Genomic DNA, 23,590 nt, shown 5'->3' on the forward strand with positions numbered 1-23,590 from the left:
CGTCATCCCGTCCCGCCCGCGAAGATCAGCGATGGACGCCCGGTCACGGATGTCGTCCGTGCGCTCCGGGCGCGGGGCAGGGGCGACGATGCCCCCGCGAGATATCGCGCTGATCACGCCACCAGGCTATCGCCCTCTACCCGGCCCCCGTCATGAGCCGTATGTGTACAAAACCGGGGGTGGAACTTTGACACTATGCACAGGGACGAATGGGGCGATGACATGCAGTGCGGGCCGACTGCGGGCTACCGTCGTACTACAGGCGGTGTTCTGCGGCGGCCGCGGAGTCCTGTGGCGGCCGGGGTGCGCGGGCGGGCCCCACCGCGGGTGCCCCGAACAGCGCACGCCCCCTTGGCAAGAACCGCTCCCGGAGGCAGGTTGACCGGGACGACCAACGGAACACGCGAGACGGCCGACGGGAGCGCAGCATCATGGCAGCGAAGATCCTCATAGTCACCGGCGACGCGGCGGAGTCGCTGGAGGTCCTGTACCCCTACCAGCGCCTGCGCGAGGAGGGCTACGACGTCCACATCGCCGCCCCCACCCAGAAGAAGCTCCAGTTCGTGGTCCACGACTTCGAGCCGGGCTTCGACACCTACACCGAGAAGCCGGGCTACACCTGGCCGGCGGACCTCGCGTTCTCGGAGGTCGACCCCGGCGCGTACGTCGCCCTGGTCATCCCCGGCGGACGCGCCCCGGAGTACCTCCGCAACGACCCCGAGCTCCGCAAGATCCTCAAGTCCTTCTTCGACGCGGACAAGCCGGTGGCGCAGATCTGCCACGGTCCTCTGCTGACCGCGGCCGTCGACAGCCTGAGCGGCCGCCGCGTCACGGCGTATCCCGCGCTGGAACTCGACATGCAGGCGGCGGGCGCGACCTTCCAGGACGCGGAGGCCGTCGTCGACGGCACCCTCGTCTCCGCCCGCGCCTGGCCGGACCACTCCGCCTGGATGCGCGAGTTCCTCAAGGTGCTGCGTGCGAAGGCCCCGGTGAGCTGAGGGGGCACGGCCGGCTCACGGGCGGGACGGGCGGACCGGGCGAGGGGCTCAAGAAGGTCCCCTCGCCAGAACTCGCCTCGGACCGCCCCGACCGCTCCCTGGCCGGCGCCAGACCTCTCGGGACGCCCCGCCCCCCTGGCTGCCGTCAGGTCTTTCGGACCGCCCAGGCCACTCCCTGGCTGTCGTCAGGGCTCTCGGACCGCTCAGGCCGCCAGCCGCTCGGCCTCCTCGACCGCCTCCTCCAGGCTGTCCACCACGGGAACGCCGACCACTTCCAGGCTGGCGCGGCTGTGGGAACCGCCGGTGTAGAGGACCGCCCCGGCCCCGACGTGCCGTGCGGCGATCGCGTCGTCCGCGGCGTCGCCGATCACCACCACGCGGGACGGCTCGACACCCGTGATCGCCCCGAGGTGCCGCACCATGTGCTCGGCCTTGCTGCCGCCGGAGGGCCCGGTCCGCCCGTCCACCCGGACGAAGTGGGGCTCGATGCCGAAGTTCCGCACCAGCGGGACCAGATCCTCGTGGCCGTACATGCTCAGGAGGGACTGGCTGCGACCCGCCGCGCCCCATCCGGCCAGCAGCGCGGGCACCCCGGCGGTGAGCTCGCACGTTCTGCGGTGCTCGGCGTAGTACCGGTGGAAGGTCTCGTCCATGATCTGCCACTCGGCGTCCGTGGGCAGCCGCCCCATGAGCCGCTCGTAGAACTTCGGCACGGGCACGCAGTACATCGCCCGGTACCGCTCCAGCGTGATCGGCTCAAGACCCAGCTCGGCGAATGCGGCGTTCGTCGCCCCGATGATCGCGACATTGTCGTGGAACAGCGTGCCGTTCCAGTCCCACACAATGTGCGCGTTTCCTTGCTTCCCCATACCAAGAACGTACCCGCCGCCACCGACAACGCCTCATCGTGGGCGGGAACCGGGCGGCTACTCCCCGAGCCCGATCAGGTTGGGGATCTCCTGCCTGGCGAACCAGAGCAGTTCGTGGTCCTCGGCCCCGTCGACCACGAACTGGGCGTCGTCGTCCCCGATGTCCGCCGCGCCCAGCGCCGCCGCTGCCGCGGTCACATCCGCCTCCGCGTCGTCCGAGTCGACGTGCACGGCGGCCGCCTTGGTCAACGGCACCGCCTGGGAGACCCGCACCTCGCCGAGCGCCACGGGATCGAGCCCCCGGTCGGGGTCGGCGACCGCGGCCCGGTCCGGAACGTCGACCGCGACGACGACCCGGCGCCGTACGGCCCCGGGATCGACCGCCAGGAGCCGCAGCGAGGCCAGCGCGGCACGGCTCAGCGCCGCGTACTCCAGCTCCTCGATGTCGTCGGAGAGATACCACTCGCGCAGGGCGGGCGTCACCGCGTACGCGACGAACGGTCCCGCCTCCAGCTCTCCCGTCTTGTACGCCTCGGCGAGACCGGAGAGGGTCAGGGGGACGTAGACGCGCATGGCTGGCCGCTTTCGTAGTCGGGGGCTCCCGAGGGCTCGCGGGGCGCTCCGGCGAGAGCGGTCCCGCGCCTCCGGGGAGGGCCTTCAGGATACGTGCGGGCGTCCCCTTTCGAGTTCCCGGCCGCACCCTCCGTGGCGTCCACCCCGGGCCCGCGATTCACCCGGTGCACCCCTGTGCCGCCAAGGGTTCCGCCCGTCCCGGCCACCCTGATAGGTGAACTCTCCCGGCGCCGTGACACGCTCCCGCCGTCCTTGCGGAGGGCCGCTCCCGCCTCGTACAAGATCCCCAACACGAAAGTTACCGACCGGTAGAGATCGGTTCCAGCGACCGGCGTCGACCGGTCCCGACGAGCGGGGACGACGTATGAACAAGGTGATGACCAGGACGCGGCGCCACCCGGGCACCCGTCCGCCCGGCCGCCAGGACACCCACCGCCCCGGCAGCACCCCACCCCGCACCCCGGGCACGGGCACCCCCACCAGGCCCCCGGGCGGCAGCCCGGCACCGGGTGACGCGGCCACGTCTCCGCCACCCCTCGCGGGCCTCCCGGCCGCCGCTCCGTCCACGGGCCGCCCGTCCCCGACACCGTCCACGGGCCACCCGTCGGCGCCAGGAAGCCCGAGTCGGCCGTACCCGGCTCCGGGGCCGTACGCGGCTCCGGCCACCGGCGACCCGTCGGCGGCACGGACCACCGGCCACCCGTCGGCCACCCGGCCCGCCGGCCACCCGTGTACGGCGCCGACCACGGGGAGCCCGTCGGCGGCACCGGCCGGAAGCCGGGCCCCGGCGACGGCGCGAGGCGGGGCCCGGCCGCTCGGCACGACATCCGCCGAAGCGCCTCGCCCGCCCGCACCCCAGCCCCGCCCCACCGACGTCTTCGCCGAGCGTCTGCTGGCCGTACTGAGCGGCGCGCGTCCCGTGCACTGCATGCTGCGGCACACCGCGGGCCGCGCGTACGACGAACTGGCCTGGCTCGCCGAGCGCGGCCCCCTCCGTACCCGCGGCACCCGTCCCGTCGTCCGGGACATCGGCTACTACGTCGCGCGCCCCGGCGCCGTCGAGGTCTTCGCCCGCATCGGCGCCGGCGACCAGCTCCGCGCCATGGCCTTCCGGCTGGAGCAGGGCCCCGACCTCCGCTGGCGCTGCACGGCGATCGAACTCGGCGGCCCCCGCATGCCCCACCCGAACGACTGAACGGCGACTGATTGCACGCCGCCTCCGCCCCCGGCGAACACGAAGGGCCGGGCACCAGGTGCCCGGCCCTTCCGACGTGTCACCGGTCGCGCGCGGCGGCGGTCACCGCCCGCCCGCGACCCTCTCGCCCTACTTCTTACGCCGACGGGCGCCCTTCTGCTGCTTGCGGCGCTCCGCGCGCGTGAGCCCGTCCGCCTCGGAGCGCACGGGCTCGTCGCCGTTGGCGAAGTCGCCCTCGACGATGCCGCCCTCACCGTCGACGGTCGGCGCGGAGAAGTGCAGCCGGTCCGGCCGCTGCGGGGCGTCGAGCCCCTTCGCGCGGATCTCGGGCCGCATCGCGCCCGCGGGAACGGCGTCCCGCTTGGAGAGGGAGGGCGCGGAGTCGTCGACCGGGACCTCCTCGACCTGCTGCTCGACCTGGACCTCCAGGTTGAACAGGTAGCCGACGGACTCCTCCTTGATGCCGTCCATCATGGCGCTGAACATGTCGAAGCCCTCGCGCTGGTACTCGACCAGCGGGTCCTTCTGGGCCATCGCGCGCAGGCCGATGCCCTCCTGGAGATAGTCCATCTCGTAGAGGTGCTCGCGCCACTTGCGGTCCAGGACCGACAGCACGACCCGGCGCTCCAGCTCACGCATGATCTCGGAGCCGAGCTGCTCCTCGCGGGCCGCGTACTGGTCGTGGATGTCGTCCTTGATGGACTCGGAGATGAACTCGGCGGTCAGACCGGCACGGTCGCCGACCGCGTCCTCCATCTCGTCGACGGTGACCTTCACCGGGTAGAGCTGCTTGAAGGCGCCCCACAGCCGGTCGAGGTCCCACTCCTCGGCGAAGCCCTCGGCGGTCTCGGCCGCGATGTAGGCGTCGATGGTGTCGTCCATGAAGTGCTGGATCTGCTCCTGGAGGTCCTCGCCCTCCAGGACGCGACGGCGCTCGCCGTAGATGACCTCGCGCTGCCGGTTGAGCACCTCGTCGTACTTCAGGACGTTCTTGCGGGTCTCGAAGTTCTGCTGCTCGACCTGCGACTGGGCGGACGCGATCGCGCGCGTGACCATCTTGTTCTCGATCGGCACGTCGTCCGGGACGTTCGCCATCGACATCACGCGCTCGACCATCTGCGCCTTGAAGAGGCGCATCAGGTCGTCGCCCAGGGAGAGGTAGAAACGGGACTCGCCCGGGTCGCCCTGACGGCCGGAACGACCGCGCAGCTGGTTGTCGATACGCCGCGACTCATGGCGCTCGGTACCGAGGACGTAGAGCCCGCCGAGGTCCTTGACCTCCTCGAACTCCGCCTTCACCGCCTTCTCGGCACGCTCCAGGGCGGCGGGCAGGGCGTGCGCCCACTCCTCGATGTGCTCCTCGGGGTCGAGGCCGCGCTGACGCAGCTCCGCCTCGGCGAGGTCGTCGGGGTTGCCGCCGAGCTTGATGTCGGTACCACGGCCGGCCATGTTGGTGGCGACGGTCACGGCGCCCTTGCGGCCCGCCTGGGCGATGATCGGCGCCTCACGGTCGTGCTGCTTCGCGTTCAGCACTTCGTGCTGGATACCGCGCTTGGCGAGCTGCTGCGAGAGGTACTCGGACTTCTCGACCGAGGTGGTGCCGACCAGGATCGGCTGGCCCTTCTCGTGCTTCTCGGCGATGTCGTCGACGACCGCCTCGAACTTCGCGACCTCGGTGCGGTAGATCAGGTCGGACTGGTCCTTGCGGACCATCGGCCTGTTGGTCGGGATCGGGACGACGCCGAGCTTGTAGATCTGGTGGAACTCGGCGGCCTCGGTCATCGCCGTACCGGTCATGCCGGAGAGACCGGGCATTTCCTTGCCGTCGTGGTCGTGGCGCTTGTAGAGGCGGAAGAAGTTCTGGAGGGTGATCGTGGCGAGCGTCTGGTTCTCGTCCTTGATGTCCACCCCTTCCTTCGCCTCGATCGCCTGGTGCATGCCCTCGTTGTAGCGGCGGCCGGCGAGGATACGGCCGGTGTGCTCGTCGACGATCATGACTTCGCCGTCGATGACGACGTAGTCCTTGTCCTTCTTGAACAGTTCCTTGGCCTTGATGGCGTTGTTCAGGTAACCGACGAGCGGGGTGTTCACCGACTCGTAGAGGTTGTCGATGCCCAGCCAGTCCTCGACCTTGGCGACGCCGGGCTCGTGGATGGCGACGGTGCGCTTCTTCTCGTCGACCTCGTAGTCGCCGGTCTCCTCGATGCCCTTGAGGGGGTTGCCGGGCTCACCCTTCTTGAGGCGGGTGACCAGCTTGGCGAAATCGCCGTACCACTTGGTGGCCTGGTCGGCCGGGCCGGAGATGATCAGCGGCGTACGGGCCTCGTCGACGAGGATGGAGTCGACCTCGTCGACGATCGCGAAGTTGTGGCCGCGCTGGACGAGCTCGTCCTGGGACCACGCCATGTTGTCGCGCAGATAGTCGAAGCCGAACTCGTTGTTCGTGCCGTACGTGATGTCGCACGCGTACTGCTCGCGGCGCTGGGCCGGGGTCATGTTGGCGAGGATGCAGCCGACTTCGAGCCCGAGGAACTTGTGGACGCGGCCCATCATTTCGGAGTCGCGCTCGGCCAGGTAGTCGTTGACCGTGATGAGGTGGACGCCCTTGCCGGAAAGAGCGTTCAGATACGCGGGCAGGGTGCCGACGAGGGTCTTGCCCTCACCGGTCTTCATCTCTGCGACATAGCCGAGGTGGAGCGCGGCGCCACCCATCATCTGCACGTCGTAGTGACGCTGGCCAAGGGCGCGCTTGGCAGCCTCACGGACGGTGGCGAACGCCTCGGGCAGCAGGTCGTCGAGGCTTTCGCCGTCGGCGTACCGCTGCTTGTACTCATCGGTGAGGGCCCTCAGCTCGGCGTCGGAGAGGTCGACGAAGTCCTCTTCGATGGAGTTGACCTGGTCCGCGATGCGGTGCAGCTTGCGCAGGATCTTGCCTTCGCCTGCACGCATGATCTTCGAGAGGACGGACACGGGGGTTTGTCTCCTTGCCGGTCGGGCCTGGGACGGTCGGTTTCAATGGCAGTTTCAAATCACAGCTTGAGCAACGGCCATCGTAAGCGAGGACCACACCGCGCCGGGAGGTCTGCCGGTGACAGCCACCAGGACAACGGACCGGGGTTGCTGAAGGTGCCGCGTTCGCACAGCGAAAAGTAGCGAACCCCTCACTCACAGCAAAGGAATGGCGTCCGTCCGGATGCCCGAGCAGAATCGGCCGATGGACCCCGTCACGCTGACCACCGACCGTCTCGTCCTGCGCATCGTGGGGGCGGACGACACCGACGCCGTCTACGAGGCCGCCCAGGATCCCGACATCCAGCGCTGGACCACGATCCCGTCGCCCTATCTGCGCGAGCACGCGACGGGCTTCACGGACCAGATGGTGCCCGAAGGCTGGGCGGACGGCTCCGCCTTCGCCTTCGGCGTCTTCCTCCCCTCCGGGAAGTTGGCGGGCATGCTCGCCATCACCATGCGCTCCCTGGGCGTCGGCGAGGTCGGCTACTGGGCGACGAAGGAGCACCGCGGCAACGGCTACATCGCCGAAGCCACCGTCGCGGCCTCCCGATGGGCCTTCACGGACCTGTCCGTCGACCGGGTCGAGTGGCGTGCCGAGGTCGGCAACACCGGTTCCCGCGCGGTCGCCGAACGCGCCGGCTTCACCATCGAAGGGACCCTGCGCGCCGCCATCAACAACAAGGGCGTACGCAGGGACTGCTGGGTGGGCTCGCTGCTCCCGTCGGACCTGGGCCTGCCGTCGACGGCGCCGTACCTGCCGGCCAGGTGAGCCCGGCCGGGCGCGGACGACGAGCGCCGGTGACCGGCACCGCTCACCGGCTCGGTCGCCGGCCACGGGCTCGGCCACGGGCTCGCCACGGGCTCGGCCACGGGCTCGGCCACGGGCTCCGGTCATCGGCCCGGTCGCCCGGCCGGGCCCCATTGTCAGTGGCACCGCCTAACGTGTGGGCATGACGAGTCTTCCGCCTCCCATCACCGAACTCTCGGCGGACGAAGCCCGCCGCATCGCCCTGCGAGCCCAGGGGTTCTTGGGCGCCCCGGACCGCAGGGCGGGCGTCCGCGGAGTCCTGCGGCACCTCGGAGCGGTCCAGCTCGACACCATCTCCGTCCTCGCCCGCTCCCACGAACTCATTCCGTACGCCCGTCTCGGCGCCGTCGGCCGCAAGACCGTCGAGCAGGCCTACTGGACGTCGTCACCGGCCGCCGACACATCCCCGGCACCGCACGCCTTCGAGTACTGGTCCCACGCGGCCTGCATCCTGCCCGTGGAGGAGTGGCCGCATTTCGCGTTCCGCCGCCGCGCCTACCGCGCCCGCCCGCACTGGAACCACGACCTGCCCGACGGCGCCTACGACCAGGTCGTCAAGCAACTGCGCGCCGAAGGCCCCCTCACGGCCACGGACTTGGGCGGGGCGAAGAAGACCAGCGAGTGGTGGGACTGGTCGGGCACCAAGGTCGCCGTCGAACGCGCGCTGATGTACGGCGAGGTGGTGTGCGTGGAGCGGCGCGGCTGGAAGCGGGTCTACGACCTCGCGGAGCGCGCCATCCCGAAGTCGCTGCTGCACGACGAACTGGACGACGCGGAGTGCCTGCGCCGTCTGGTCCGCCTCGCCGGCCAGTCCCTCGGTGTCGGCACCCGCGCGGACATCGCCGACTACCACCGCCTCAGGGGCGAGCAGGTCGACGCGGTGATCGCGGACTCGGGCCTGGTCCCGGTGACGGTGGAGGGCTGGGGCAGGCCCACGGCCCAGAAGGGCGGCGCCAGGAGCCTCGGCGGAAGAACGTCGGGGGACGCGTGGGCGGACCCGGTGGCACTGGAGACGGTTCCGCGCGGCCGCCACCGTACGACGCTCCTGTCGCCGTTCGACTCCCTGATCTGGGAGCGGGCGCGCACGGAGCGGATCTTCGATTTCACGCATCGCCTGGAGGCGTACACACCCAAGCCGAAGCGGATCCACGGCTACTTCGCGATGCCGGTCCTGGCCGGCGGCCGGCTCGTCGGCCGGGTGGACCCGGCCCGGGAGGGCCGCACGCTGGTCGCCAGGCAGGTCACCCTGGACGGCGCCAAGGCGGTCGCGGCGGTGGCTCAGGCCCTGGCGGAGGCCGCGAGCTGGGTGGACTGCACGGATGTGCGCGTCGAGCGGGTGGACGCCCCGGAACTGCGCGAGCCGCTCATCGGGGAAGTCGTCCGCGTTCTCGGGTAGCTCCCGGCGGAACGCGTCCTCGGGGTACGCCGATACGCCTAGCGGATCTCGAGGATCTTCTCCCGCATCGCGTACACCACGGCTTCCATCCTGGAGTGCAGCTGCAGTTTCTCCAGGATGTTGCGCACATGGTTTTTCACGGTGTTCTCGGAGATGAACAACTCCTTGGCGATATCGCGGTTGTTCATCCCCGTGGCCACGAGTTTGAGGACCTCCAGCTCGCGATCGGTGAGCCGCGGCGCGGGCACCAGCCGGCGCTCGTCCGTCCGCTGGATCATCGACTTGAACTCGGTGAGGAGTTTCGACGCCATCGAGGGACTGATCTGCGACTGCCCGTCGGCCACCGCGCGAATGGCCGTGGCCACCTCGTCCGTGGAGATCTCCTTGAGGAGATATCCGGTCGCGCCCGCCTTGATCGCGTCGTAGAGGTCGGCTTCCTCGTCGCTGATCGTCAGCATGATGATCTTCGCGCTGGGGGCCACCTCCTTGATGGAGGTGCACGCCTCGATACCGCCGCGCTTGGGCATCCGTACGTCCATCAGCACGATGTCGGGCAGCAGGTCCGCGGCCTTGTCGACCGCCTCCGCCCCGTCCCCCGCCTCGCCGACGACCTGGATGTCCTCCTCGGCCGCGAGAACGATCTCCAGACCTCGACGGAAGAGGGCGTGGTCGTCCACGACAAGGACCCGGATGGGCTCCTTGCGCGGAGAGCCCGCGTCCAGGCCGGTGGCGACGACGCCGTCGTCGGCATCACGGTCACGCATCGGTCCGAAGCTGTCCGCCATCGTTCCTCCCCCTGAAGGCCGTGGCCTGTGTTTCCGTGCCATCGCCAACCCAAGGCAACGGCCCACCGGTTGGGCCGGTGCGGCCATGATTCCATGCCCGGACGGCAGCGCGGTGACATCGCGGAACGTGAAGTGGTCGCACACCGGTGCCCCTGGGGGCGCACTCGCGCTCCAGGGGCACCGGCTGAGCCGTCACCAGGGGTGGTCAGCCGCCGAGCGCGCCGCCCGGCGCGTCCGCTCCGCCCTGGGTGACCATCGGGTCCGTGCTGAGGTGGATGACGCCGTAGTCGTACGCGTGCCGCCGGTAGACGACACTGGGCTCCTTCGTCTCGGAGTCGACGAAGAGGTAGAAGTCGTGCCCGACCAGCTCCATTTCGTAGAGCGCCTGGTCGAGCGTCATCGGTGCGGCCACATGGGTCTTCTCGCGGACGACACAGGGGCCTTCGCCCATGATCTCGAGAGAGCCGATCTTCTTCGTCGGTACCGCGTCCGGCTCGTCGTCGTGGACGACGCTGCCGTCGCCGTTCAGCGTCGCCGCCCCCGGGACGACGTCGGCGACCTCGGCTGCCGAGATCCTGCCGTTGCCACGGCGGGTGTAGCGCTTGTCGTGCTGCTTGCGCAGCCGGGCCTCGAGCTTGTCCGCGGCCAGGTCGAGTGCTGCATACGCGTCGCTTGCCGCTGCCTCCGCCCGGATCACCGGTCCGCGGGAATGGAGCGTGATCTCCACCCTGTCACTGCGGTCGGCCTGTCGGGGGTTGGGCTCCTTGGACACCTCGACGTCGAGGCTGATCACCTTGCCATCGAGCTTCTGGATCTTCTCCAGCTTCAGCTTCTCGGCCACGTGCTTGCGGAACCGCTCAGGCACCTCGGTCTTGCGGCCCTTGACGACGATGTCCACGCAGAACTCCGTTCCCGGATAGCCCCGCTCCACTGGCGGAGCATCTCCCTTTTGCACCAGGTTCCGGTGAGCACCGGAACCTCGGACTCGGTGACTGTCACCTCCTCCTCCCCCAAGGACAAGATCTCCACCCCACCGATGCGGGTGATTGCTGAAAACCCGCGGTACGGCACTCGGATGCGCGAGGGACTGGCCTGCGCCATTCCCTCACAACCGAACATATCTCGCCTGGACGGATGTCGTCACCCTCTACTGAGACGTACCTCCGTTCAGGTGAATTGACCCACCCATTACCTGCAACGATGCAAGTTCTCGGTCAGTTCCGGTTTATTTCGAAAGCGTCCGGAGGCGCGGCGACCACGGCCGAGCAGACCGTGTCACCGCTCGTTCCTCCGGCTTGCTCCCTACCCACGATCCGCCCTTCCACTGCCGACAGTTCCGTGCCGTCACCCGTCCATCGCACCGCCCGCACACCCGACTGCGCGGCCCGTACGGCCCGCGCCGCCTCCGCCAACGAGGCCCCCGTCGTCATCAGGTCGTCCACCAGCACGACCCGGCCTCCCTCGGCCAGCAGCCGCTCGGCCCCGGCGACGACCTCCAGGGCCCCCGTCAGATTGGCCAGCCGCTGCCGGGAGTTCAGCCCCGACTGGTCGGCCACGGCACGCCGCTGGCGCAGCACGCCGAGGACCCGGGCAGGCGTTCCCGTGCGCCGCAGTTCGCCCGCCGCCGCGAGCGCGATCCGCCGCGCCGGATCATGCCCCCGCGCCCGGACCGCCCTCCGCGCCGACGGCACGGGGACGAGCAGCACGGGCCCGCGTCCCGCTCCCGAACCCCGGACCACCGCGCCTCCGGTCGCGCGCCGCCCCGGACCGCCCCACGCTTCCCCCTTCCCGAGCTCCAGCCGCCCCTGCGAAGCCGTGAGCCGCCCGGCCGGACCAGGACGTCGCACCGGCCCCAGACCCGCCCGCACAGCCCCCGCGAGGGCCGCTCCCAGAGGTGCCGCCAGTGCCAGCGCACCGCGTTCCTTGTGGGCGAGGAGCGCGGCCCGCACCTCGTCCTCGTAGGGAGCCGCCGCGTGCACGACAGGCAGCCCCGCCGGCTCGGGCACCGGTCGCACCCGGCACGGAGCGGCCCCGCTCAGGGCGGCACGGCACTCGGGGCAGAGCACCGCGCGAGGCCTCCCGCAGCCTCCGCACTCGGCCGGCAGTACCAGATCCGTGAGGTCCCGCCACCACCCCCGCATGACCACCACTGTGCCAACGCCCGCCCCGCTCGGCCACCCCTGTGGACAACCCCTGTGGACAACCCCTGGATCGGCTGTACGCCGGCCCACGACAGGGCGGACGACAGGGCCGGGCCCGCGCACGGGCCGCCGGTGAGCGAGCGGGCGCAAACGTCGGCGGGCCCGCCCGGAAACCGGACGAGCCCGCCGACGCAGAACCGAGGGCGCTACCCGGGATAGACCGGCGCCGTCCCGTCCTGGACCACCTTCTGCCACTGCTCCCCCGCCGACAGCCGCACGATCCCGTCCGTCTCCGAGTGCGCCACCAGAGGCAGCTGCTCGTCCTCGGACGCGGCGATCTCCTTGACGTTGGCCAGCGCGGAGGGCGAAGTGCCCAACGGCGTGGAACCGTCGACCTGGACGTACCGCATCTGCTGCACGGCGCCCTTCTCGCTGCCGACCACCACGAGCCGGCTGTCCCCGGCCCAGGACATGGCCGTGACCTCCTCCAGCTGGGGTGCCACGGAGCGCGGATCGAAGACGAACACACCGCGCGGATCGTCCGGCCCGGATCGCTGGATGCGCCCGATCTGCAGCGAGCTCTTGCCGTCCTTCTCGACGATCAGCGCGATCCGCACGCCGTCGGCGGCCACCCGCACCGCCTCGATACGCCCGTCGAGCTGCGACGCCCCGACGACAACGGGCTCGCCCGCGCCCTTCTCCAGCAGAAGCAGCCGGGGATTCTTCGGATCACGGTCGGCCACCCACAGGTCGCCCCGCGCGTCCCAGCTGGGCGTCGTCAGTCGGTCGTCGGCCGTCCTGCCCTGGCTCTGCACCACCGGCTCGCCGAGCGAACCGCCCGACACCAGCGACCCGACGTACAGGTTCCGGCCGTCGGCCGACACCCCGGCCGCGCTGCCCTCGTCCCGCGCCACCGCGGCGGCCCGCAGCTTCTTGCCGCCCTCGCCCAGCGCACCGGGCACGGGCTCGGGCTTCCTGTCACTGTTCTCACGGGGCATCCGGACGAGCCGCTGCTCGTGGTCGATGAAGTACTGGTACCCCGGGTGCTCGCCCGTACCGTGCGCGGCGACGCCCTCGGCCTGGCTCTTGTTCAGCACGCACAGCTGCGTACCGTCCGACTTCTGGAACTCCACCTCGTCGACGCCGGTGGGAGTCAGGTCCTGGAGGGTGAGGAGGAGTTGGGCCGCCATCTGACGGCACTTGGGGAGTCCGACACGGTCCGCCTTGTCGTTCAGCGGCACCGTGACCCTGTTGCGGTCGTCGGGCGCCAGCGACACGTCGCTGTTCCTCAGCTCCGTGCCCGAGGGGAAGCTCGACCTGACCACCGGGTCCAGCCAGCTCGTGGGCCCCTTCAGGAGCGCGCGCACGATCTGCGTCATCGGGTCCACCTGCGCGCGCACATAGACCGGGTCGGCGACGGTCCGCAGGGGACGGCCGCTGCCGGAGTTGCCGTTCGACGCGTAGAAGTACTTGTTCACCGACACGTAGTTGCGCTGGAAGTCGGACGTGCCCATCACGACACCCTGCGGCAGCGCGTCGATACGCCACTGCTTGTTGCTCTTCAGCCTGGTCAGATGAACCGACCCGCTGTACTCGCCGGCGTCCGGCTCGTACGCGTGCCGCACGTCCACCTTGGCGACCTTGCCGCCGCTCAGCCGGAACGCGGCGTCGCGACTGCCGCCCTTGGCCTCCGAGGGCAGCGCCACCGAGTTCGGCGCGTCCGCGAGGACCGTCGTGGAGCGGTACGGATCCCACGCCTTGCGGGCGCCGTCGGTGAGGTATTTGCCGGCCGTCTCGTACTTGGCGTCGTCGCTGGTCAGCGCCTCAAGGAAGCCCTGCACGATCTCCGCCGCCGAGGCGCCGGGGTGCGGCGGCATGGCGTAGACGCGGACCTGCGAGTCCTGGCGCGGCGTCGACTCGACCCCGCGCAGGTCCCCGTTGTCCGGCATCGAGGCACACCCCGCCAGCAGCAGGGCTCCACAGCCGGCGTACACCACGACGCGTACCGGACGGCGTCCGCGGACGCCGTTCCCCCCGCGGTCAGCGCCCACGAAATGCCTCCCCATGTCCGAGCTCCTCCGGCCTCTCGCCGTCCCGCCCCCGCTCCTGCGCGGTCCGTTCCCGGCCGGTGCCGGATGTCTCCTCCTGGCGGCGCACCGCCCCGGCGGGCCGGGGCACCACGCGCGCGCCGTTGCCGGGCAGCGCCGTCGGATCGGCCGTGGGCGACGCCCCGGCCAGCCGTGGGGCCATGGGCCCGTGCGGCGGCATGGAACCCGTCCCGGCTCCGGACTGCTGTACGGGCACCGTCGCGAGCTTGGTACTGCCGCCGTGCGGCAGACCGGCGTCGTCGAGTCCGCGGTTGCGCCGGGAGTCCTTGGGTTCCAGCGGTATCGGCGATCCCCTGAGAGGCTCGTCGGCCGTCCGCGGCAGGGTCAGCCGGAACTGCGAACCGCCGCCCGGCTCGCCCCAGGCCTGCAGCCAGCCGCCGTGCAGCCGCGCGTCCTCCAGAGCGATGGACAGGCCGAGGCCCGTGCCGCCGGTGGTACGCGCGCGTGCCGGGTCGGCCCGCCAGAAGCGGCTGAACACCCGGGTCGCCTCGCCGGGCTTGAGCCCGACGCCGAAGTCGCGGACCGCGATCGCGACCGCTCCGCCCGCCGCGGCGAGCCTGACGACGACGTCCTTGCCCTCGCCGTGCTCCACGGCGTTGACGACGAGGTTGCGCAGCACCCGCTCGACCCGCCGGGCGTCGGCCTCGGCGATCAGCGGCTGCTGGTCGCCGACGACGCGTATGTGCGTGCCCTTGCGCTCGGCGAGCGGCTCGGCTCCGCCGACCACCCGTCGTACGACTTCTCTGAGGTCGATCGCGTCGGCCTCCAGCGCCGCCGCGCCCGCGTCGAACCGGCTGATCTCCAGCAGGTCCGCGAGCAGCGTCTCGAACCGGTCCAGCTGGTCGGCGAGAAGCTCGGCCGACCGCGCGGTCACCGGGTCGAAGTCCACACGCGCGTCGTGGATGACATCGGCTGCCATCCGCACGGTCGTCAGCGGCGTCCGCAGTTCGTGCGACACGTCGGAGACGAACCGCCGCTGCATCCGCGAGAGGTCCTCCAGCTGCTGGATCTTCAGCTGAAGGTTCTGCGCCATCTTGTTGAAGGCCTCGCCGAGGCGCGCGATGTCGTCCTCGCCGGTGACCTTCATACGTTCCTGGAGGCGTCCGGCGGAGAGCCGTTCGGCGATCCCGGCCGCCATCCGCACCGGGGTGACGACCTGGCGCACCACGAGCCAGGCGATGGCGCCGAGGAGCACCACGACGAACAGTCCGGCCGTTGCGAGGGTCCCCTTGACCAGGCTCAGCGACTTCTCCTCCTGCGTCAGCGGGAAGAGGTAGTAGAGCTGGTACGCGTCCCCGTTGGGGTCGTTGACCTGCTTGCCGATGACCAGCGCCGGCTGGGACTCACGGCCGTCCTTGTAGACGACACGGGTGTAGCTCTGCGCCGCGGCCGTGCTCTCGTCGACCCGGGCGCGCAGATTCTCGGGCACGCTCACCGTCGGGTCGACCTGACCCGAGTACCGCGGCGCGAGGCCACCGCTGCCGTCGCCCGCCGCGGTGGAGTTGAGCGTCACCACGTCGAACGCACCCTGTCCACCACTGGACAGGGACACGACGAGATCGGTCATCCACTGGCTGACGTTCTTGGACGAGCGGCCGTCGGCGGACGACCCTTCGTCGCCGTTCGCGGTCACTCCCCCGTCCGCCTGCTGCTTGGCCGCCGCGAAACCACCGGTGGCCTGGCTCTGCGAGGCCTTCACCTTGGCGTCGAGCAGGCCGTTGCGCACCTGCCCGATCACGACGAAGCCGAGCAGCAGGACGACACCGAGCGACATCAGCAGCGTCGTCACAACGATCTTGAGCTGGATGTTGCGCCGCCACAGCCGCATCACGGGCAGCAACGGACGACGCACCCAGCGTATGAGCAGCCGAAGGACCGGGCTGCCCTGGACTCCGCCCTGGAGCAGTCCTCCCTCGAAGAACCTTTCCCAGCGTGAACCCGTCATGTTCCGGCCGACAGGCCGCCCCGAACGGTCCCCCTGCTCAGCGGGCGCCGGAGCGGCACTGTCCCGTGACATGTCAGCTCGGCCCTGCCTTGTAACCGACACCTCGGACGGTCACCACGATCTCCGGACGCTCCGGGTCCTTCTCGACCTTGGAGCGCAGCCGCTGGACATGCACGTTCACCAGGCGGGTGTCCGCCGCGTGCCGGTAGCCCCACACCTGCTCCAGCAGGACCTCACGCGTGAACACCTGCCACGGCTTGCGCGCCAGCGCGACCAGCAGGTCGAACTCCAGCGGCGTCAGCGCGATGGACATGCCGTCCCGTTTCACAGAGTGACCGGCGACATCGATCACGAGATCGCCGATCGACAGCTGTTCGGGTGCCGGCTCCTCCGAACGGCGCAGCCGCGCCCTGATCCGCGCCACCAGCTCCTTTGGCTTGAACGGCTTCACGATGTAGTCGTCGGCGCCCGATTCGAGGCCGACCACGACATCGACGGTGTCGCTCTTCGCCGTGAGCATCACGATCGGTACCCCGGACTCCGCCCTGATCAGGCGGCATACCTCGATGCCGTCCCGTCCGGGCAGCATCAGGTCCAGGAGCACCAGGTCGGGCTTGGCATCGCGGAAAGCGGCCAGCGCCTTGTCGCCGTCGGCTACGAAAGACGGCTCAAAACCTTCACCACGCAACACAATGCCGAGCATCTCGGCCAGTGCGGTGTCGTCATCGACGACAAGGACTCGTCCCTTCATAAACGACATCATCCCATTAACTAAATCGTTACCTGGCGTGACAAGTCACACAGCTCGGCGAGAGCCTCAGCCGTCACGGGCGAAACAACGCCCTCTTCGGTGACGATCGCCGTGATCAACTCCGGCGGCGTCACATCGAACGCCGGGTTGTACGCCTGGGTCCCCAGGGGTGCCACAGGTATACCGCCTCCCGCCTCGACTCCCACCACCGGCACCTGTGGTGCCGTGATCTCCGTCACTTCATGACCGGCGCGCTGCTCGACCTCGATGGACGCCCCGTCGGGCGTGTCCGGGTCGATCGTCGTCACCGGCGCCACCACGATGAACGGCACATGGTGGTACCTCGCCAGCACCGCGAGCGGATAGCTCCCCACCTTGTTCGCCACCGAACCGTCGGCCGCGATGCGGTCGGCACCGATCAGCACCGCGTCCACCTCACCGGTCGAGAACAGCGAACCCGCCGCACTGTCGGTGAGCAAGGTGTACGCCATTCCGTTGCGAGCCGCCTCGTACGCCGTCAGGCGAGCGCCCTGCAGCAACGGCCGCGTCTCGTCCACCCAGAGCCGCCGCAGTTGCCCCGCCCGATGCGCCGCGAGCGCCACGGCGAACGCCGTGCCCTCCCCACCGGACACCAGCGCCCCGGTGTTGCAGTGCGTGAGCACCCGGTGCCCGCCGCCCGGCAGCAGTTCGTCGAGCAGTGCCAGCCCGTGCCCGGCCATGCGCGCGCTGGCCTCGGCGTCCTCCCGGTGCAGCGCCCGTGCCGCGGCGAGCGCGGCCGCGGCGGCCGCCTCCTGATCGCCGCCCCCGGAGAGCGCCGCCCGGTAGGCGGCCTGCGCCCGGCGCACCCCGACCGCGAGGTTCACGGCGGTCGGCCGGGCACCGGCCAGCCCGAGAGCGGCCTCGTCCACGTCGAAGCCGCGTACGGCGGCCAGCGCGACGCCGTACGCCCCGGCGATCCCGAGCAGCGGCGCCCCGCGCACCGCGAGCGTGCGGATCGCCTCCACCAGCGCGGGCGCGTCGGTGCACACCAGCTCGACCTCCTCGGCGGGAAGCCGCGTCTGGTCGAGAAGGATCAGGACAGGGCCTTCGGGCGGCTCGTGCCAGCGGATCGCGGGTATCTCCGTCGGCCCGCTGTCCTCGCGGGATTGCGCGTAGTGATCAGCCATCCGTCCAGTCTGCCCCGTACCCGGCGGACAATTGAAGGTGTGCAGCCCATACAGGGGCCGCTCCCTTGCCGCACACACCGTGGCACGATGGCTGCCAACCTGCCGCCGCGACCGCGGGACGGGCACCGTGAAGGAGCGACGATGAACGACACTCCGGGCTGGGCCTCGCCCGGATCCGCCCCCTCCGGCGGAGAGGAGCCTGATTCCTCCGGCACCCCGCAGCCCGTAGGCCAGGGCGGAGCGAACCAACCCGAGCAGCCCTCGAAGTGGTCCAAGGAGCAGCCCCCACCCGCCCAGTGGTCCGCTCCCGGCACGCAAGGCCCCGGCCAGGCCCCGCCGCCCCCTCCGCCCGGTCCGGGCTGGGGCGGTCAGCAGCCCGGCGGACACGGCGGCTGGGGAGGCCCCGGCCACGGATACGGCGGCCCCGGTGGCCCCGCCGGCTGGGGCGGCAACTGGGGCGGACCACCGCCCGCCGCCAAGCCCGGCGTCATCCCGCTGCGCCCGCTCGGCGTCGGCGAGATCCTCGACGGCGCCGTCTCGACCATGCGCGCCTACTGGCGCACGGTCCTCGGCATCTCGCTGACCGTCGCCGTCGTCACGCAGATCGCGGTCATCCTGGTCCAGGGCTTCGTCCTGGACGACAACGCCGATACGGACGCCCTCAACGACCCGAGCGCCACCGTCGAGGAGCTGAGCCGGGCTCTCGGCGACACCATGCTGAGCACCGGTGCCGTCCTGATCATCACCCTGCTCGCCACCATCGTCGCGACGGCCCTGCTCACGTCGGTGACCAGCCGCGCGGTGCTCGGCAAGCCGGTCACCACGAGCGAGGCCTGGCGGGACGCCCGTCCCCAGCTGCCGAAGCTGCTCGGCCTGACCCTCCTGCTGCCGCTCATCGCCGTCGTGATCGTCGGCGTCGGCGCCCTCCCCGGTCTGCTCGCGGCTCTGGGCGGCTCGGGTGACGCCGGTGCTGCTTTCGCCGTCCTCGGCGCACTGGCCGGCCTCGTCGTCGCCGGCTGGCTGATGATCCGCTTCTCGCTCGCCTCTCCCGCCCTGATGCTGGAGAAGCAGGGCGTCCGGAAGTCGATGAGCCGCTCCGCGAAACTTGTACGCGGCTCCTGGTGGCGGGTGTTCGGCATCCAGCTCCTCGCCACGATCATCGCCAACATCGTGGCGTCGATCATCGTGATCCCCTTCGCCGTCCTGGCCGCGGCGCTGAGCGGCGACGGCTTCACCGGCTTCCTCGACAACGCCGGCGACGTCGGCTGGACCTTCCTCATCGTGAGCGGTGTCGGCTCGGTGATCGGAGCGATGCTCACCTTCCCGATCACCGCGGGCGTCACCGTGCTCCTGTACATCGACCAGCGCATCCGCCGCGAGGCCCTCGACCTCGACCTGGCCCGAGCCGCCGGTGTCCAGGGCCACGGCACCGGGGCTTCCGGCACCACACCGGGGAGTTGATGCGGTGAACGGGGCGGGGGGCGTCCTCACAGCAGTACTCGCAGGGCCGCACACCGGTGCGACAGCCGTCCTCGCGCTGTCGCGCGGCGACGAACCGCCGGTGACGACGCCGCGCGATCCCGCGCGGGAGGCGGCCAGACGCGAGCTGTCCAAGCGGATGTACCACGAGAACGACCCCGGCCTGGCCCAGCGCGCCCTGAACGCGTTCTGGGACTGGGTCGACAAACTGTTCGGCGCCGCCTCCGCCGCGACACCCGGCGGGACGCTCGGACTCCTCGTCGTCGTCCTCGCCGTGGTGGCGGTCGTGGCCGCCCTGTGGTGGCGCCTGGGCACCCCGCACCGCACCCCCGCCTCCTCCGCCACGCTCTTCGACGACCGCCCCAGGAGCGCCGCCGAACACCGCGCCGCCGCCGAGGACCAGGCCGCCCAGGGCCATTGGACCCAGGCCGTCCAGGAGCGGATGCGCGCCATCGTCCGCTCCCTGGAGGAACGCGCCCTGCTCGACCCGCGGCCCGGCCGCACGGCCGACGAGGCAGCCGCGGACGCGAGCCGCACCCTGCCCGCCCACACGGACCGACTGCGCGCCGCGGCACGGGACTTCGACGACGTCACGTACGGCGGCCGGGCCGGCGACCCCCGCGCGTACCAGCGCCTCACCGAGCTCGACCGCGACCTGGAGCGCACCAAGCCCGTACTCACGGACAACACCCACAGCACGAACCGGAACACGAACCGCGACAGCCGCCAGGGGGCCGCCTCATGACCGAGGCCACCCTCACCTCCACCTCGGCCTCGCCCACCGCCCGCCAGTGGTGGACCCGCGCGCGCGGAGTCGTCCTCGCCCTCGTCCTTCTGCTGGTGGCCGCCGTCGTGATGGCCGCGGTCCGCTCGGACGCCCGGCACGGCCGACTCGACCCGCGCTCCGCCGACCCCTACGGCAGCCGGGCCGTCGCCGAACTCCTCGCCGACCAGGGGGTCTCCACGCGCGTGGTCACCACCCTCGGCGAGGCCCGCGCGGCCGCCGCACCCGACACCACCCTGCTGATCGCCGCACCCGACCTGCTGACCAAGCGTCAGCAGACGCTCCTGAAGAGGACGACGGAGACCTCGAACGGCCGCACGATCCTGATCGCCCCCGGATCGCCCTCCGTCGGCACCCTCGCCCCCGGAGTCTCCGCCGATCCAGCGGTCAGTTTCGACTCGACGCTCTCCCCCGACTGCACCCTGCCCGCCGCCCGCCGGGCGGGCAGCGCCGACACGGGCGGCGTCCGCTACGCCTCCGCCGCCCCGGGCACCGACGCCTGCTACCCCAGCGACGGCCTCCCCACGCTCCTGCGTGTACCGACGGCCTCCGGAAGCGGCGACACCATCGTGCTCGGCGCCCCCGACATCCTCTACAACGACCGCCTCGACGAGCAGGGCAACGCCTCGCTCGCTCTCCAACTCCTCGGCTCCCGCTCCCACCTGGTCTGGTACCTCCCCTCGCTCTCCGACGACTCGGCCACCGACGCGGGCGACCAGAGCTTCTTCGACCTGCTCCCCTCGGGCTGGCTCTGGGGCACACTGCAGCTCTTCATCGCGGCGGTCCTGGCCGCCCTGTGGCGGGCACGCCGAATGGGCCCCCTCGTACCCGAACGCCTCCCCGTCGCGATCCGCGCCTCCGAAACCGCCGAAGGCCGCGCCCGCCTCTACCGCAAGGCCAACGCCCGCGACCGCGCGGCCTCCGCTCTGCGCTCCGCCACCCGCACCCGCCTCGCCCCCCTCCTCGGCGTGCCCCCGGCCCAGGCCCACACGCCCGAAGCCCTGCTCCCCGCCCTGTCCGCCCGCCTCGACGGCGACGGACAGGCCCTGCTCCCGCTCCTCTTCGGACCGCCGCCCCGCGACGACGCGGCCCTCGTCTCCCTTGCCGACCAACTCGACGCCCTCGAAAGAGAGGTACGCATTTCATGATGGACCCGACCACTGACAACGCCGGGTACTCCGGGGACGCGGACACCGCCCGCTCCTCCCTGGAAGCCCTGCGCGCCGAGATCGCCAAAGCCGTGGTCGGCCAGGACCCCGCCGTGACCGGTCTCGTCGTCGCCCTCCTCTGCCGCGGACACGTTCTCCTCGAAGGAGTCCCCGGCGTGGCCAAAACGCTGCTCGTCCGCGCGCTCGCGTCCGCACTGGAACTCGACACCAAGCGCGTCCAGTTCACCCCCGACCTCATGCCGAGCGACGTCACCGGCTCACTCGTCTACGACGCACGCACCGCCGAGTTCTCCTTCCAGCCCGGCCCGGTGTTCACCAACCTCCTGCTCGCCGACGAGATCAACCGCACGCCTCCCAAGACCCAGGCGTCACTGCTGGAGGCGATGGAGGAACGCCAGGTCACGGTCGACGGCACACCTCGACCGCTCCCCGAGCCCTTCCTGGTCGCCGCGACCCAGAACCCGGTCGAGTACGAGGGAACGTATCCCCTCCCCGAGGCCCAACTGGACCGCTTCCTCCTCAAACTGACGATCCCTCTGCCCTCCCGCCAGGACGAGATCAACGTCCTCACCCGCCACGCCGAGGGCTTCAACCCGCGCGACCTGCGCGCCGCAGGTCTGCGCCCCGTGGCCGGCGCCGCCGACCTCGAAGCCGCCCGCGCCGCGGTCGCCAAGACATCCGTCTCCCCCGAGATCACCGGCTACGTCGTCGACATCTGCCGCGCCACCCGCGAGTCGCCGTCCCTCACTCTCGGCGTCTCCCCGCGCGGCGCGACCGCTCTGCTCGCCACCGCCCGCGCCTGGGCCTGGCTGACCGGCCGGGACTACGTCATCCCCGACGACGTGAAGGCCCTGGCCCTGCCCACCCTCCGTCACCGCATCCAACTCCGCCCCGAGGCCGAGATGGAGGGCGTGACGGCCGACTCCGTCATCAACGCGATCCTCGCCCACGTCCCCGTCCCCCGCTGATGGCACTCACCGGACGCGCCGCCCTCCTGGCGGCCCTGGGCGCACTCCCCGTCGGCATCTGGGGGCCCAGCTGGACAGGCATCCTCGCCGTGAACGCCCCCCTGGCCCTGGCCTGCGCCTGCGACGCCGCCCTCGCGGCTCCCGTACGGCGCCTCGGCCTGACCCGCTCCGGCGACACTTCGGTACGCCTGGGCGAGTCCGCGGACGTCACCCTCACCGTCACCAATCCCTCCGGCCGCCCCCTGCGCGCGCACCTCCGCGACGCCTGGCCGCCGAGCAGTTGGGAACCCGGCACCGAGGTCACGGCGTCCCGTCAGCACCTGACGGTCCCCGCCGGCGAACGCCGCCGCCTGACGACCCGTCTGCGCCCCACGCGCCGCGGCGACCGCCAGGCCGACCGCGTCACCATCCGCTCCTACGGCCCCCTCGGCCTCTTCTCCCGCCAGGGCAGCCACAAAGTCCCCTGGACCGTCCGCGTCCTGCCCCCCTTCACCAGCCGGAAGCACCTCCCCTCCAAACTGGCCCGGCTCCGCGAACTCGACGGCCGCACCAGCGTGCTGACACGCGGTGAGGGCACGGAGTTCGACAGCCTGCGCGAGTACGTCCCCGGTGACGACACCCGTTCCATCGACTGGCGCGCCACAGCCCGCCGGACGACGGTCGCCGTACGCACCTGGCGTCCCGAGCGCGACCGCCACATCCTTCTCGTCCTCGACACCGGCCGCACCTCCGCGGGCCGCGTCGGCGACGCCCCCCGCCTCGACGCCTCCATGGACGCGGCTCTGCTCCTGGCCGCCCTGGCCTCCCGCGCCGGCGACCGCGTGGACCTCCTCGCCTACGATCGCCGGGTACGCGCCCTCGTCCAGGGCAGTGCGGCAGGCGACGTCCTCCCGTCCCTGGTCAACGCGATGGCCGGCCTGGAACCGGAGCTCGTGGAAACGGACGCCCGTGGCCTGACCGCCACAGCCCGGCGTACGGCCCCACGCCGCTCGTTGATCGTGCTCCTGACGAGCCTCGACGCGGCCCCCATCGAGGAGGGCCTGCTCCCCGTCCTCTCCAGCCTCACCCAGCGCCATACGGTGTTGCTGGCATCGGTCGCGGACCCGCACATCGCAGGCATGGCGAAGGCCAGGGGAAACACCGACGCGGTGTACGAGGCAGCGGCGGCGGCCCAGGCCGAGGCCGAGCGGCGACGCACGGCCGAGCAGCTGCAACGCCGAGGAGTCACGGTCGTCGACGCGACCCCGGACAACCTGGCGCCGGCTCTCGCGGACGCCTATCTGGCGTTGAAGTCCGCAGGCCGCTTGTAAGCGATAGCAGAAAAGGGCGGACCCTTTGGGGTTCCGGAAAAGGGACCCTGAACGCAGAAAACCCCCGTACCGGTTTCCCGGTACGGGGGTTTTCTTCAAAATTTGTTCGGCGGCGTCCTACTCTCCCACAGGG

19 protein-coding genes are annotated in these 23,590 nt (G+C 71.2%); 9 read left to right on the forward strand and 10 right to left on the reverse strand.

Annotated elements, in window-relative coordinates:
• Positions 1-431 precede the first annotated feature (431 nt).
• Positions 432-998, forward strand: a complete 567-nt coding sequence (locus tag ACFWBT_RS07640) for a DJ-1/PfpI family protein (protein ID WP_266759401.1) — start codon at positions 432-434, stop codon at positions 996-998.
• A gap of 203 nt (positions 999-1,201) precedes the next feature.
• On the opposite strand, the gene ACFWBT_RS07645 is transcribed toward ACFWBT_RS07640, so the two are convergent.
• Together ACFWBT_RS07645 and ACFWBT_RS07650 are read right to left on the reverse strand one after the other, a co-directional pair.
• A complete protein-coding gene (locus tag ACFWBT_RS07645; protein WP_385697119.1) occupies positions 1,202-1,867 on the reverse strand; it encodes an HAD family hydrolase in 666 nt (221 codons plus the stop codon).
• A gap of 57 nt (positions 1,868-1,924) precedes the next feature.
• Positions 1,925-2,440, reverse strand: a complete 516-nt coding sequence (locus tag ACFWBT_RS07650) for a DUF6912 family protein (RefSeq protein ID WP_385697120.1) — start codon at positions 2,438-2,440, stop codon at positions 1,925-1,927.
• Positions 2,441-2,804: 364 nt separating this feature from the next.
• On the opposite strand from ACFWBT_RS07650, the gene ACFWBT_RS07655 reads away from it, so the two are divergent.
• The gene (locus ACFWBT_RS07655; protein WP_385697122.1) at positions 2,805-3,635 is read left to right on the forward strand and encodes an Rv3235 family protein; all 831 of its coding nucleotides are present in this window, start codon (positions 2,805-2,807) and stop codon (positions 3,633-3,635) included.
• A 129-nt stretch (positions 3,636-3,764) separates the two neighbouring features.
• Here the strand turns inward: ACFWBT_RS07655 and secA are convergent, their stop codons facing one another.
• Complete coding sequence (gene secA / locus ACFWBT_RS07660; protein WP_385697124.1) at positions 3,765-6,605, reverse strand: preprotein translocase subunit SecA; 2,841 nt, start codon at positions 6,603-6,605, stop codon at positions 3,765-3,767.
• Positions 6,606-6,849: 244 nt separating this feature from the next.
• Here secA and ACFWBT_RS07665 point away from each other — a divergent pair, with 244 nt between their 5' ends.
• Both ACFWBT_RS07665 and ACFWBT_RS07670 read left to right on the forward strand, forming a co-directional pair.
• A complete protein-coding gene (locus ACFWBT_RS07665) occupies positions 6,850-7,416 on the forward strand; it encodes a GNAT family N-acetyltransferase (protein ID WP_385697144.1) in 567 nt (188 codons plus the stop codon).
• Between the two features lie 181 nt (positions 7,417-7,597).
• On the forward strand, positions 7,598-8,851 hold the full coding sequence (locus ACFWBT_RS07670) for a winged helix-turn-helix domain-containing protein (RefSeq protein WP_385697126.1): 1,254 nt from the start codon (positions 7,598-7,600) through the stop codon (positions 8,849-8,851).
• A gap of 38 nt (positions 8,852-8,889) precedes the next feature.
• On the opposite strand, the gene ACFWBT_RS07675 is transcribed toward ACFWBT_RS07670, so the two are convergent.
• From ACFWBT_RS07675 to mtnA, 7 genes are all read right to left on the reverse strand, one after another.
• Positions 8,890-9,636, reverse strand: coding sequence for a response regulator transcription factor (locus tag ACFWBT_RS07675; RefSeq protein ID WP_351553923.1), 747 nt, complete (start codon positions 9,634-9,636; stop codon positions 8,890-8,892).
• 205 nt (positions 9,637-9,841) lie between these two features.
• Positions 9,842-10,534, reverse strand: a complete 693-nt coding sequence (hpf, locus tag ACFWBT_RS07680; RefSeq protein WP_385697127.1) for a ribosome hibernation-promoting factor, HPF/YfiA family — start codon at positions 10,532-10,534, stop codon at positions 9,842-9,844.
• Positions 10,535-10,850: 316 nt separating this feature from the next.
• Complete coding sequence (locus ACFWBT_RS07685) at positions 10,851-11,777, reverse strand: ComF family protein (RefSeq protein WP_385697129.1); 927 nt, start codon at positions 11,775-11,777, stop codon at positions 10,851-10,853.
• A gap of 206 nt (positions 11,778-11,983) precedes the next feature.
• Positions 11,984-13,828 carry an LpqB family beta-propeller domain-containing protein gene (locus ACFWBT_RS07690; protein ID WP_385697146.1) on the reverse strand — a complete coding sequence of 615 codons (1,845 nt, stop codon included), beginning with the start codon at positions 13,826-13,828 and terminating at the stop codon, positions 11,984-11,986.
• Positions 13,818-15,902: an MtrAB system histidine kinase MtrB gene (gene mtrB, locus ACFWBT_RS07695; RefSeq protein WP_385697130.1), complete on the reverse strand. Its 2,085-nt coding sequence runs from the start codon at positions 15,900-15,902 to the stop codon at positions 13,818-13,820. The genes ACFWBT_RS07690 and mtrB overlap by 11 nt, the downstream gene beginning before the upstream one ends.
• 1 nt (position 15,903) lies before the next feature.
• A complete protein-coding gene (gene mtrA, locus ACFWBT_RS07700; protein WP_209441191.1) occupies positions 15,904-16,593 on the reverse strand; it encodes a two-component system response regulator MtrA in 690 nt (229 codons plus the stop codon).
• 8 nt (positions 16,594-16,601) lie between these two features.
• Entirely contained in the window at positions 16,602-17,747 is a 1,146-nt protein-coding gene (gene mtnA, locus ACFWBT_RS07705) for an S-methyl-5-thioribose-1-phosphate isomerase (RefSeq protein ID WP_385697132.1), read from the reverse strand.
• Between the two features lie 141 nt (positions 17,748-17,888).
• Between mtnA and ACFWBT_RS07710 the strand changes: the two genes are divergently transcribed.
• The 5 genes from ACFWBT_RS07710 to ACFWBT_RS07730 are packed head-to-tail and all read left to right on the forward strand — an operon-like array spanning position 17,889 to position 23,457.
• Positions 17,889-19,208: a glycerophosphoryl diester phosphodiesterase membrane domain-containing protein gene (locus ACFWBT_RS07710; RefSeq protein WP_385697133.1), complete on the forward strand. Its 1,320-nt coding sequence runs from the start codon at positions 17,889-17,891 to the stop codon at positions 19,206-19,208.
• A 4-nt stretch (positions 19,209-19,212) separates the two neighbouring features.
• Positions 19,213-19,971, forward strand: coding sequence for a DUF4129 domain-containing protein (locus tag ACFWBT_RS07715; RefSeq protein ID WP_385697135.1), 759 nt, complete (start codon positions 19,213-19,215; stop codon positions 19,969-19,971).
• Entirely contained in the window at positions 19,968-21,158 is a 1,191-nt protein-coding gene (locus ACFWBT_RS07720; protein ID WP_385697136.1) for a DUF4350 domain-containing protein, read from the forward strand. The genes ACFWBT_RS07715 and ACFWBT_RS07720 overlap by 4 nt, the downstream gene beginning before the upstream one ends.
• The gene (locus tag ACFWBT_RS07725) at positions 21,158-22,147 is read left to right on the forward strand and encodes an AAA family ATPase (RefSeq protein WP_385697138.1); all 990 of its coding nucleotides are present in this window, start codon (positions 21,158-21,160) and stop codon (positions 22,145-22,147) included. The genes ACFWBT_RS07720 and ACFWBT_RS07725 overlap by 1 nt, the downstream gene beginning before the upstream one ends.
• Positions 22,147-23,457: a DUF58 domain-containing protein gene (locus ACFWBT_RS07730; RefSeq protein ID WP_385697140.1), complete on the forward strand. Its 1,311-nt coding sequence runs from the start codon at positions 22,147-22,149 to the stop codon at positions 23,455-23,457. The genes ACFWBT_RS07725 and ACFWBT_RS07730 overlap by 1 nt, the downstream gene beginning before the upstream one ends.
• The last annotated feature ends 133 nt before the right edge of the window (positions 23,458-23,590 follow it).

Origin of the sequence: Streptomyces sp. NPDC060027 (assembly GCF_042737005.1) — a bacterium.
In the GTDB taxonomy this organism is placed as follows: Bacteria; Actinomycetota; Actinomycetes; order Streptomycetales; family Streptomycetaceae; genus Streptomyces.

Bases quoted from the DNA above. Each gene is read 5' to 3' on its own strand.
- mtnA (WP_385697132.1), bottom strand. From the start codon at position 17,747: ATGGCTGATCACTACGCGCAATCCCGCGAGGACAGCGGGCCGACGGAG.
- ACFWBT_RS07725 (WP_385697138.1), top strand. From the start codon at position 21,158: ATGGACCCGACCACTGACAACGCCGGGTACTCCGGGGACGCGGACACC.
- ACFWBT_RS07655 (WP_385697122.1), top strand. From the start codon at position 2,805: ATGAACAAGGTGATGACCAGGACGCGGCGCCACCCGGGCACCCGTCCG.
- ACFWBT_RS07675 (WP_351553923.1), bottom strand. From the start codon at position 9,636: ATGGCGGACAGCTTCGGACCGATGCGTGACCGTGATGCCGACGACGGC.
- ACFWBT_RS07640 (WP_266759401.1), top strand. From the start codon at position 432: ATGGCAGCGAAGATCCTCATAGTCACCGGCGACGCGGCGGAGTCGCTG.
- ACFWBT_RS07645 (WP_385697119.1), bottom strand. From the start codon at position 1,867: ATGGGGAAGCAAGGAAACGCGCACATTGTGTGGGACTGGAACGGCACG.
- mtrA (WP_209441191.1), bottom strand. From the start codon at position 16,593: ATGATGTCGTTTATGAAGGGACGAGTCCTTGTCGTCGATGACGACACC.
- ACFWBT_RS07665 (WP_385697144.1), top strand. From the start codon at position 6,850: ATGGACCCCGTCACGCTGACCACCGACCGTCTCGTCCTGCGCATCGTG.
- ACFWBT_RS07720 (WP_385697136.1), top strand. From the start codon at position 19,968: ATGACCGAGGCCACCCTCACCTCCACCTCGGCCTCGCCCACCGCCCGC.
- ACFWBT_RS07685 (WP_385697129.1), bottom strand. From the start codon at position 11,777: ATGCGGGGGTGGTGGCGGGACCTCACGGATCTGGTACTGCCGGCCGAG.
- ACFWBT_RS07670 (WP_385697126.1), top strand. From the start codon at position 7,598: ATGACGAGTCTTCCGCCTCCCATCACCGAACTCTCGGCGGACGAAGCC.
- mtrB (WP_385697130.1), bottom strand. From the start codon at position 15,902: ATGTCACGGGACAGTGCCGCTCCGGCGCCCGCTGAGCAGGGGGACCGT.
- ACFWBT_RS07730 (WP_385697140.1), top strand. From the start codon at position 22,147: ATGGCACTCACCGGACGCGCCGCCCTCCTGGCGGCCCTGGGCGCACTC.
- ACFWBT_RS07710 (WP_385697133.1), top strand. From the start codon at position 17,889: ATGAACGACACTCCGGGCTGGGCCTCGCCCGGATCCGCCCCCTCCGGC.
- ACFWBT_RS07650 (WP_385697120.1), bottom strand. From the start codon at position 2,440: ATGCGCGTCTACGTCCCCCTGACCCTCTCCGGTCTCGCCGAGGCGTAC.